Source organism: Allobosea sp. P1_A7, from assembly GCF_056406775.1.
The window spans coordinates 1-8,818 of the sequence record NZ_JBFTZN010000247.1 but is presented as its reverse complement, the minus strand read 5'-3'; the positions used below and the strand labels follow the sequence as shown (position 1 = coordinate 8,818).

Here is an 8,818-nt window from a genome sequence, read left to right as displayed (position 1 = left end):
GCTCAGCGCACTGCCTGCGAGCCAGTTCCGTTTGGCCGTCAGCCAGGCGATATAGCGCAAATGATAGCGCACATTGGCGCGTGCGGCGCGGATGGCGCTCATTTCCGGCGGGCCACCGCCCTCATCCCGGCTCATGAAGCGCTTCATGACCTTCTCGAGCACCAGCGGGTTGGTGATCTCGCTATCGAATTTGAGGTTGAACCAGTCGAGCAGGCGACGAACCTCGACGCGCTCTGCCATCCCCTCGGGCAACAGGCGCCGCGGGCCCAGCGCCAGCCCGCGGGTCTCGTCGAGATATTCCGAGATCGGTCCGGCGCCCGGGACGGCAAAGCCGTTCTCCTCGCGAAAAACCGGTGTCGTACCAGCTGTGTTGAGTTCCAGAAACTCGCGCCGGCGCTCCCAGACACGTTCCTCGATCAGCTCCGCCTCCTGCCCGAACTCGCTAAGGACGAGCCGGATGAAGCGCGAATGCGGGCATAACGGATAATGATGAAGGGACGCCATTGCACTCTTGAAACAGATGGATGCGGCCGAAGCAGGGCTGTCGAAGGGGGGAGGCATCGGGCTATGCGCCGCACATTTGCTATAGTCTCGGCTACGCCCCCTCACAACCCGCTGCCCATGGGAAGCCACGAATCCACGGCATTGGCTTGGCGAAGTGGTAACCAATTGGCAAAGAGCTTGGTTCCATAGAGGGGTACGGTTTACCTCTGCCGCGGCGGCGATCTGAGGCTTCCTGGGAAACAGCCATGCAAAACCTGTTCGAAGCGATCGTGCTCGGCATCGTCGAGGGTCTGACCGAGTTCCTGCCGGTCTCCTCCACTGGCCATCTCCTGCTGCTCGGTCACTTTCTCGGCTTTGAATCGAACGGCAAGACCTTCGAGGTCCTGATCCAGCTCGGCGCGATCCTTGCCATCCTGCTGGTCTATTTCCGGCGGCTACTCGACATCGCGCTGCGGCTGCGGACCGATCCGGCGGCACGGCGCTTCGTGATCGGCGTGCTCGTCGCCTTCCTGCCGGCAGCGGTGATCGGCGCCTTGCTGCATGGCTTCATCAAGGGCGTGCTGTTCAACCCGTTCCTGGTCTGCTGCGCCCTGATAGCGGGCGGGCTCGTGCTGCTCGTCGTCGACGAACTCGAGCTCGAGGTGAAGCACACCGACGCCACCACCTTCCCGCTGCCGATGTATCTCAAGATCGGCTTCATCCAGTGCCTGGCGATGATTCCGGGCGTCTCCCGTTCGGGTTCGACGATTGTCGGCGCCATGCTGCTCGGCGCGAGCAAACGCGCGGCGGCGGAGTTCTCGTTCTTCCTCGCCATGCCGACCATGGCGGGCGCCTTCGCCTATGACCTCCTTAAGAATTACAAGACCCTGACCTTCGACGACACGATGCTGATCGTGGTCGGCTTCGTCGCGGCCTTCTTCGCGGCGCTCCTCGTGGTCAAGACCTTCCTCGACTACGTCTCGCGCCGTGGCTTCGCGCTCTTCGCCTGGTGGCGCATCATCGTCGGCGCAGCGGGTTTGGCGGGTCTGTGGGTGTTCGGCTGATCGGAAGGCCCGTCGAGAACTGGGATCCCAGCAGTTCCGACTGAAGGCGCTGTCCATCGCGGCCTGCCATGTGGCGCCGCGGCTTTTCCGGCGCTGCCGTGCTAGCCTGCAAGCGCCGCTATGGGGTGACCGGACGTTTTCGACCGGGCCCCGAGATGCCAGGAGCGAGCCTGCCGTGAGTGTCATTGCCGCCTGTCATTATGTCGATGGGAAGCGCGTCGGGACCGTTGCGCTCGACCAGCCTTCGACCTGTGCCCAGGACCAATCCGATTTCGTCTGGATCGGCCTGCTGGAACCCTCCGAAGAGGAGTTGCGCACGCTCCAGAGCAGCTACGGCCTGCATCCACTTGCGGTCGAGGATGCGCTCAAGGCGCATCAGATGCCCAAGGTCGACATCTATGGCGACCAGCTCTTCATCGTGGCGCGCACGGCGCATCTCGAGGATGACCAGATCGCCTATGGCGAGACGGCGATCTTCGTCGGCAAGCACCACATCATCACGGTTCGCCACGGCTCCGCACGGGCCCATACCGAGCTGCGCAGCCAACTCGAGGCCGCGACCGCCCAGATGCGCTACGGCGTCGATTATGTCCTGCACGGCGTGCTGGACTTCATCGTCGACGGCTATTTCCCGATTGTGGAGACGATCGAGGAGGACGTCCTGGAGATGGAGCGGGAGATGCTCGCCAGCGAGTTCGGCCGGGTCGACGTGCCGCGCATCTTCGGACTGCGCCGCCAGCTCATCCGCTTCCAGCGGGTGCTCGGTCCGATGTCCGAACTTTGCCGCAAACTGGTGCATCTCGATCTTCCCTGCATCGATGCCGAAGCGAAGCCCTATTTCAATGACGTCTGGGACCATGCGCGGCGTGCCGAAGCCATGGTCGGGAGCCTCCGCGACATTCTGACCTCCGTCTTCGAGGCGAGTCATCTGCTGGAACAGCAGCGCCAGGGCGTCATCACCAGGCAACTCGCGGCCTGGGCGGCCATCCTCGCGGTCCCGACCGCGGTTGCCGGGATCTATGGCATGAACTTCGAGCATATGCCGGAGCTCAAGACCCAGTACGGCTATTTCGTCGTGCTCGGGCTCATCGCGGCGTTCTGCACCGCGCTCTACATGCGCTTCAAGCGTTTCGGCTGGCTGTAAGGGGAAGCCTCCCCGGCTTCGCCAGAGGGCCGCCTGCACATCTCCGCAACCCCGAAGGCCATCGTCGAACTCCCCGCCCTAGCCGATCCTGGGATCGGTCGCGGGGGTCGCCGCATCCGGCACGGGCTGCTGCTGGGCGAAGGGCAGCGAGCCGGTCTGTCGTTCGATGACACGGTGCACCACGGGCGGGTTGGGCCCCTGATGCAGGGCCCTTACCCTGTCACCGATCATGGCATCTGCCTGGGTGACGCGCTGGTTCTGGCGGATATATTCGACCCAGGTCGGACTGTCATAGCGCTCGATCCAGAGCTGCGGATCGGTCAGGTCACGCAGCAAGGCCCAGTGTCTGGCACCGTCGCGGCGACGGATGCGGCGGCGCTCGGCCATCACATTCAGGAAGGGGACGATGTCCTCCTCGCGAATGATATACTCGATGGTGACGATGATCGGGCCGCTGCGTGGCTCGATGTCGACGGCCACTTTCGGAACCTGCCAGCGGCTGAGCGGGTCAAGATTGAGCTGCTCGAGCGGCGGCAGCGCATAGCGCAGCCCAAGTGCTGCTCCCACAAGCAGAACGGCGCCTGCACAGTACAGGGCACGGTCGGTGCCGAAATGCAGGGCGATATAGCCCCAGACCCAGCTGCCGAGCGCCATCCCACCGAAGGTCGCCATCTGATAGAGCGCCAGTGCCCGGCCGACGACCCAGCGCGGCGCCGAAAGCTGCACGGTCGCGTTGAAGGTCGAGAGTGCAAGGACCCAGCTCGCTCCGGCGATGAGCAGGGCCGCCATGGTCGTCACGGTATAGACACTCAGCCCCGCCAGGATGACCGCAGCCGAGAAGGCGGCAAATGAGGCGCGCACCAGCGTCTCTGTCGTGAGCGCGCGACGTACCCGCGCGCTCAGAAGGGCCCCCCCGACCGCTCCCGCACCGAAAGCACCGAGCAGCAAGCCGAAGGTCAAAGGCCCGCCCTTGACGAGATCGCGCGCCACCAGCGGCAGCAGCGCCTGAACCGCAATGGCGCCGAATCCGAAGGCCGCACCGCGCAGCAGCACCGAGCGGATGTTTGGCGACATCGCGACATAGCGGATGCCGGCGCTCATCGCGATGCCGAGCGTCTCGCGTGGCAGCACGCGCTCGATCTTTGGAGGGTTCCAGCGTGCCAGTACGGTGACGAGCCCGATATAGCTCAGTGCATTCACCGTGAAGGAGGCGACGACGCCCGCTGCCGCAACGATGAAGCCGCCCAGCGCCGGCCCGACGCTGCGGGCAATGTTGAAACCGACGCTGTTCAGTGTGATCGCGGCCGGCAGATCGCGACGCGGCACCATCTCGCCGACCGAGGATTGCCAGGCGGGCCCGTTCAAGGCCGTGCCGCAGCCGATCAGGAAAGTTAGGCCGAGAAGCAGCCACGGGGTGATCACGCCGAACCAGGCCGAGACGGCGAGAGCCACGGAGACCGTGAACATGAAGCCCTGCGCCGTCAGCATGATCTTGCGCCGGTCGAAATTGTCGGAGATCGCACCCGCCGCCAGCGAGAACATCATGATCGGCAAGGTCGTCGAGGCCTGCACCAGCGCAACCATGTCGGCAGAACTGGCGATCGAAGTCATCAGCCAGGCTGCGCCGACCGACTGGATCATCCCGCCGAAATTGGAGGCAAGGCTCGCGAACCACACAGCCCGGAAGATCGGCTGGCGCAGAGGCACGAATGGCGAAGACAGCCCCTCATCGACCTCCCCATCCCCCGTCGCGGCAACATCGGCTGCGGCTACGTCGGCGGTGGGTTGGGCGTTCGGATCGTCAGGCATGCCATAGGGTTAGAGCCTCGCCCGCGGGATGCCAACCATCAGTTTGGAATGATTTGCTCTTAGGCCCCCGTTTGCGCGGAAAGCCCTTCCCTGCGACGCGCACGCCGCTCGACCTGCCGCGCCGCAGGCGCACGCCAGTAATGGGCGAAGGCGACGAGAAGCCCCGCCAGCGCGACCCAATGCCCGGGCCTGAGGGCCTCGAGATCACCATAGACGACGACATCGGCATTGGCCTGGAACACCAACCAGGCCGAGGCACCGGTCGCCAACGCATACCAGGCCGTCTCGCAGAGCGCAGTCAGAAGACCGGCCGCAAGCGCCGTCAGGACCAGCCGGGGCGTATCGAGCATCACGCCGAATCGCGGCAGCAGCCGGTAAAGCATCAGAAGGCCGAAGAGCCCGGTCATCAGCGCCGGCTGGGTGACGTCGATCTTCGACTGCAGGGCAAAGTGCAGCAGCCCCAGCGCAGCGATGGCATAGACGACGTTATGCAGCTGTTGCCAGCGGGCGGAACCCAGCCTGCGGATCATGCCGTCGGTCGAGGTTGCACCGAGTGCGACCAGCCCGGTCAGCCCCGTGATGCCGACGACGAGATAGAACCGTTTGACGATTTCGGAAACGATCAGCCCGGCGTCGAAACCGAGATCGATGCAGTAAAGCGCGAGATGGGCGAGCGCATAAGCCAGCACGGAGAGGCCCAGCATGCGGCGGATGCCGATGAGCTTGCTCCAGTCGAGAAGCCGGCGCAGCGGCGAGACGGCAAGGGTAACCAGCAGCAGCCTGAGCGCCCAGGTGCCGGTATCATGCACCGCCCGCGTCCAGGGCTTCGAACCGAGCTGGCCGGTCCAGGCGTCGAAGGCGAGCCAGAGCGCCGGCACCAGTACGAGCGCGAATGTCGCAGCGCGCAGCCCCGAGAAACGCCCCTGCCGGTCCAGCCATGGCAACCATGCCTTCATGCCGATCTCCACCATCGCATGTCCCGAATACGCGAGAGGCCTTGCCTCTGTCTCGCACGTCTGCACACAAGGACGTGAGCCTTCTGCGACCGGCCCCGTATTCAGAATGGACCGGCCATGCCTTCGACTAGCCCCACCGTTGTTTTCGATGTCGGCAACGTCCTGATCCGTTGGGATCCGCGCCATCTCTACCGCCAGTTGATCCCCGACGAAGCGCGCATGGACTGGTTCATGCAGAACGTCTGCACCCCAGCCTGGAACATCGAGCAGGATCGCGGCCGATCCTGGKCGGAAGCCGTCGCCGAACTGGTCTCCGTTCATCCCGAATGGGAGCGCGAGATCAAGGCCTTCGACGAACGCTGGCACGAGACGGTATCCGGCGAGATCGCCGAAAGCGTCGCGGTCCTCTCGGACCTGAAGGCCAAGGGTGAGAAAGTCTATGCGATTACCAATTTCTCGCGCGAGAAATGGGACGAGAGCGTCGCCCGCTTTCCCTTCCTCGGGTCTTTCGACGGCGTCGTGGTCTCGGCACATGAACGGCTGATCAAGCCGGATCCTGCGATCTATCACGTGCTGCTGGAGCGCTACGGCCTCGCCGCAGGTTCCTGCGTCTTCATCGACGACAGCGCCAAGAATATCGAGAGCGCGCGTCATGTCGGCATGCAAGCCGTGCATTTCGTCGAGCCGATCGACCTGCGGGCGACACTGCGTGGTCTCGGCGTCCAGATCTAGCGCCGAGCCCGTCCCGCACGTACCACGCTACGAAGACCAGAACGGCCCGAAGGCGCCTCGAAGAAAGTTCGCCACGCCATGAGCATTCCTGTCGAGAGCGTTCTGTCCACCGCCGGCACCGGCCCGTTCCAACGTCGGCTGCTCGGAATCTTTGGCCTCGTCTGGGCGGCTGATGCCATGCAGGTGCTGGCGGTCGRTTTCACCGCCGCCTCCATCGCTGCGACCTTCGGGCTCAGCGTGCCACAGGCCCTGCAGACCGGAACGCTGTTCTTCCTCGGCATGTTGATCGGCGCCGCGTTGTTTGGGCGCCTCGCCGATCGCTACGGCCGCCGTCGCGTGCTCCTGATCACGGTTGCCTGCGATGCGGTATTCGGGCTGCTCTCGGTCTTCGCCCCGTCCTTCGCAGCCCTTCTCGCGCTACGCTTCCTGACCGGCATCGCAGTCGGCGGCACGTTGCCCGTCGATTACGCGATGATGGCGGAATTCCTGCCGCCGAAGAACCGCGGGCGTTGGCTGGTCATGCTGGAGGGTTTCTGGGCGGTCGGCACGATCGCAGTCGCCCTGGCCGCCTGGGCTGCAAGCATCGCCGGGATCGCTGACGCGTGGCGCTGGATTTTTGCTGCGACGGCGCTGCCCGCGCTGATCGGCATCTGGCTGCGCTTCTGGGTGCCGGAATCACCCCTGTACCTGCTGAAGGAAGGGCGAGCGGACGATGCCAAGCGCGTGCTCAACCAGATGCTGCGCACCAACGGGAAAGCGGAACTCTCGTCCGCTTCGGCGATCACCCTGCCGCCGGCCGCGACGTCTTCCGGATTGCTCGCGCCCGATCTGCGCCGGCGCACCCTGCTGATCCTCGGAATCTGGTTCCTTGTCTCGGTGTCCTATTACGGCGTCTTCACCTGGATGCCGGCCAAGCTCGCCGGCGAGGGTTTCGGCTTCGTCCGTGGCTATGGCTTCCTCGTCATCGTCGCGCTGGCCCAGCTGCCTGGCTATGCGCTGGCCGCCTATGGCGTCGAGACATGGGGCCGGCGACCGACCCTGATCGGCTTCCTGCTGCTCAGCGCGGCAGGCTGCGCCCTGTTTGTCGGCGCTGGCAGCGCAACAGTGATCGGCGCGTCGATCCTGCTGATGAGCTTTGCGCTGCTCGGCACCTGGGGTGCACTCTACGCCTTTACGCCCGAGCTCTATCCGACGGAACTCCGCGGCACGGGCATGGGGGTTGCCGGCGCCATGGCGCGGCTCGGCGGCCTGCTCGCGCCATCGGCGGTGGCGCTCGTGATTGCGCAGAGTTTTGCCACTGCGATCGCCCTGTTCGCAGCCCTGCTGCTGGTTGCAGCGGTTGCAGCCTTCCTGATCGACGCCGAGACGCGTCAGGCCGTTCTGGCGTAGTCGGACCGGCTGGGCTCGCGTCATCCCGGGCGCACGAAGCCAGCCCCGGGATGACCTTAGCGAGGGAGAGCGGAACCTGAGCTCCGCTCAGGAATCCATCTTCAGCGCAGCGATGAAGGCTTCCTGCGGGATCTCGACCTTGCCGAACTGCCGCATCTTCTTCTTGCCTTCCTTCTGCTTCTCCAGAAGCTTGCGCTTGCGGGTGGCGTCGCCGCCATAGCACTTGGCGGTCACGTCCTTGCGCAGCGCCCGGATGGTCTCGCGAGCAATGATCTTGCCGCCGATCGCGGCCTGGACCGGAATCTGGAACATGTGCGGCGGGATCAGCTCCTTGAGCTTCTCGCACATGGCGCGACCGCGAGCCTCGGCGCGGGTCCGGTGGACCAGCATCGAGAGCGCGTCGACCGGCTCGGCATTGACCAGGATCGACATGCGCACGAGGTCGCCCTCGCGATAGTCGGTGATGGCGTAGTCGAAGGAGGCGTAGCCCTTCGAGATCGACTTCAAACGGTCGTAGAAATCGAACACCACCTCGTTCAGCGGCAGGTCATAGACGACCTTGGCCCGCGAGCCGACATAGCTCAGGTCGATCTGCAGGCCGCGCCGATCCTGGCAGAGCTTCAGCACCGAGCCGAGATATTCGTCCGGCGTGAAGATGGTAGCGCGGATCCAGGGTTCCTCGATCGCCTCGATCTTCATCACATCCGGCATGTCCGCCGGATTGTGGAGCTCGAGCGTCGTCCCGTCCCGCAGCCTGAGATGATAGACCACGGACGGCGCGGTCGAGATCAGGTTGAGGTTGAACTCGCGCTCGAGCCGCTCCTGGATGATCTCGAGATGCAGCAGTCCGAGGAAGCCGCAGCGGAAGCCGAAGCCGAGCGCTGCCGAGGTCTCCATCTCGTAGGAGAACGAGGCGTCGTTCAGGCGCAGCTTCGACATCGCCGAGCGGAGCACCTCGAAATCGGCCGCATCGACCGGGAAAATGCCGCAGAACACCACCGGCTGCACCGGCTTGAAGCCCGGCAGCGGCTCGGCGACCGGCTTGCGGTCGTCGGTGATGGTGTCGCCGACGGCGGTATCGGCGACTTCCTTGATCGAGGCGGTGAAGAATCCGACCTCGCCGGGGCCGAGTTCCTTCACTTCCAGCATCTTCGGCTTGAACACGCCGACACGGTCGACGCCATAGGCGGCATTGGCCCGCATCATGCGGATGGTCATGCCCTTCTTGAGCACGCCGTCGA

Annotated in this window: 8 protein-coding genes; 4 read left to right on the top strand and 4 right to left on the bottom strand. The window is 64.8% G+C overall.

Annotated features, from left to right (window positions below; genetic code table 11):
- The coding region (locus AC1D34_RS29510; protein WP_476826128.1) for a glutathione S-transferase family protein at window positions 1-504 on the bottom strand (504 nt) is incomplete at its 3' end.
- Window positions 505-749: 245 nt separating this feature from the next.
- Here AC1D34_RS29510 and AC1D34_RS29505 point away from each other — a divergent pair.
- Window positions 750-1,547, top strand: coding sequence for an undecaprenyl-diphosphate phosphatase (locus AC1D34_RS29505; RefSeq protein ID WP_113518344.1), 798 nt, complete (start codon window positions 750-752; stop codon window positions 1,545-1,547).
- A gap of 175 nt (window positions 1,548-1,722) precedes the next feature.
- Window positions 1,723-2,691 (top strand): magnesium/cobalt transporter CorA, encoded by a 969-nt coding sequence (gene corA / locus AC1D34_RS29500; protein WP_441490426.1) that lies wholly within the window; start codon window positions 1,723-1,725, stop codon window positions 2,689-2,691.
- Window positions 2,692-2,769: 78 nt separating this feature from the next.
- On the opposite strand, the gene AC1D34_RS29495 is transcribed toward corA, so the two are convergent.
- A complete protein-coding gene (locus AC1D34_RS29495) occupies window positions 2,770-4,500 on the bottom strand; it encodes an MFS transporter (protein WP_476826127.1) in 1,731 nt (576 codons plus the stop codon).
- A 59-nt stretch (window positions 4,501-4,559) separates the two neighbouring features.
- Window positions 4,560-5,456 carry a protein-methionine-sulfoxide reductase heme-binding subunit MsrQ gene (locus AC1D34_RS29490; protein WP_441490428.1) on the bottom strand — a complete coding sequence of 299 codons (897 nt, stop codon included), beginning with the start codon at window positions 5,454-5,456 and terminating at the stop codon, window positions 4,560-4,562.
- Window positions 5,457-5,573: 117 nt separating this feature from the next.
- Here AC1D34_RS29490 and AC1D34_RS29485 point away from each other — a divergent pair, with 117 nt between their 5' ends.
- Window positions 5,574-6,188, top strand: coding sequence for an HAD family hydrolase (locus tag AC1D34_RS29485; RefSeq protein ID WP_476826126.1), 615 nt, complete (start codon window positions 5,574-5,576; stop codon window positions 6,186-6,188).
- Window positions 6,189-6,266: 78 nt separating this feature from the next.
- Window positions 6,267-7,577 (top strand): MFS transporter, encoded by a 1,311-nt coding sequence (locus AC1D34_RS29480; RefSeq protein WP_476826125.1) that lies wholly within the window; start codon window positions 6,267-6,269, stop codon window positions 7,575-7,577.
- 87 nt (window positions 7,578-7,664) lie between these two features.
- On the opposite strand, the gene lepA is transcribed toward AC1D34_RS29480, so the two are convergent.
- Window positions 7,665-8,818 (bottom strand): translation elongation factor 4 (gene lepA, locus AC1D34_RS29475; RefSeq protein WP_476826124.1); only part of this gene is annotated, 1,154 nt, incomplete at its 5' end.

Coding starts and splice junctions, on each gene's coding strand:
- AC1D34_RS29505 (WP_113518344.1), top strand. CDS start 750: ATGCAAAACCTGTTCGAAGCGATCGTGCTCGGCATCGTCGAGGGTCTG.
- AC1D34_RS29495 (WP_476826127.1), bottom strand. CDS start 4,500: ATGCCTGACGATCCGAACGCCCAACCCACCGCCGACGTAGCCGCAGCC.
- AC1D34_RS29490 (WP_441490428.1), bottom strand. CDS start 5,456: ATGAAGGCATGGTTGCCATGGCTGGACCGGCAGGGGCGTTTCTCGGGG.